Here is a 1,677-nt window from a genome sequence, read left to right as displayed (position 1 = left end):
AGAATAAACGCCAGCAGCTTTGACCGGTGTATTCCGCTTTAGGTGCGTCAGGAAATAACAGTTGGCGAGTTTTAGACAATACGCCATCAGAACCTAACACAAAGTCATAACGGCCTTGGCTGCCATCACTGAAAGTTACTGTCACACCATTTTCATCTTGTTCAAAAGCATCAGCAGTTAAACCCAAGCGCATTTGAATGCCGGCATCTTTAACATACTTATGCATAATTGAATGCATAGTAGGACGCATGATGCCGCCGCTTCCAGCAGTATCTGCACCTTCTAGCATTGGTGTTGGTAAAATGCGCAGTGGATTGCCAGCCGGATCACAGACTTGAATACCGTCACCAACATAAGCTTGTTCAGTGACTTCGTCATAAACACCGAGCTGTTTTAGTGCACGTAAGGTCGGCCCAGTAATAGTTAAGCCAGCACCTAATGCGCCCCAATTAGGATTAACATCAATCAGGTCGATTTTGACGCCAATACGGGACAGGGTAATGGCAGAGGCCATGCCAGCTGTACCTGCGCCAATAATGAGAACTTTTTTGCCTGCAGCGGCAGAATGTTGTGTCATGCGTGTCATCCTTGATGCATTATTGATCTTTTAAAAATTGTGCAACGAGTTGGGTAAAGCTTTTAGCGTGCTCGATTTGAGTCCAATGGCCGCATTGGCTGAAAATATGCACTTGGCTATTTTCAATCCAGTTCAGCATGGTCAAAGATGTAGAAAGCGGAATTACTTTGTCATCACGACCATGCACCATCAATGTTGGCTGCTTAATTTTACGAATGGCTTCTTCAGAATGAGACATCGCTTCAACCCATTGCTGGCGCGGTGCTGGGAACATGCGTTCATAAGCTGCACGCGTGTCTTCTTTGGTACTGGCGATATAGCGCATTTGTACCAAATCATCACCCACCAGATTTTGGTTGTAGGCAAAGATTTTCATGATTGCCTGCATGTTTTCAAACGATGGTGTATAGCCCCACACCGCATCGAGTCCGGCAGTCAGTTCAAATGGAACTCCAACACTGCCCATTAGAATCAATTTATTGACGCGTTCTGGGTGGTAAATCGCCAGGGCAAGTGCCATAGAGCCGCCAAAGGAGTTACCAATGACATTCACTTTTTCCAGCCCTAAAGCATCAAGGAAATCCACCATTTGCTTGAGCCATGTATCTCGGTTAAAAGTAATGTCTTCTGGGAATGTGCTGTAACCAAAACCAGCAAAGTCAGGTGCAAGCAAGCGGTAATCATGTTGCAGTGCTTGAATGGTTAAACGCCAATTTGCCCATGCACTGACGCCAGGGCCTGAACCATGCAGTAGCAGTACAGGCTCACCTTGTCCTATATCGTGATAGTTGGTCTGGATTGCACCGCATTGGATGCTTTTGCCAATTTCAGGATTTGTCATCGTATTCATAATTCGTTCCTTGAAAATTGAATTAACCGCGTTTCCACAGCAAGAGTGCAGTGCGGGCTTCAGATGTGTTTTCTTCTAAACGTGCTGTCAAACTGAGCTGACCCTGTTCATCCAAAGAAAAGGTGCGTTTTTGCTGTCCGCCAATCCAATTTGGAAATAAACTGAGATCGACATAATGGGTTACAGTGTTACCTTCAATGTCATAACGTCCTGCATAGGACATCATGCTGTTATAGGCACCGGCTTTTTC

The 1,677-nt window shown here is 45.4% G+C and carries 3 protein-coding genes; all 3 read right to left on the bottom strand.

Features of this window, described 5'->3' with window-relative positions; all coding sequences use genetic code 11:
- Positions 1 to 577, bottom strand: a 577-nt coding sequence (locus tag ACN6OV_RS12040; protein ID WP_427953256.1) for an FAD-dependent monooxygenase, incomplete at its 3' end; no start/stop codon positions are given.
- Positions 578 to 596: 19 nt separating this feature from the next.
- A complete protein-coding gene (locus tag ACN6OV_RS12035) occupies positions 597 to 1,427 on the bottom strand; it encodes an alpha/beta fold hydrolase (protein WP_427953254.1) in 831 nt (276 codons plus the stop codon).
- 22 nt (positions 1,428 to 1,449) lie between these two features.
- The coding region (locus ACN6OV_RS12030) for a lipocalin-like domain-containing protein (protein ID WP_427953252.1) at positions 1,450 to 1,677 on the bottom strand (228 nt) is incomplete at its 5' end.

The sequence above is a fragment of the Acinetobacter sp. genome, assembly GCF_050285345.1.
GTDB lineage: Bacteria > Pseudomonadota > Gammaproteobacteria > Pseudomonadales > Moraxellaceae > Acinetobacter.
The sequence above is the reverse complement of the archived record's forward strand: the minus strand, read 5'-3'. Positions and strand labels throughout refer to the sequence as shown.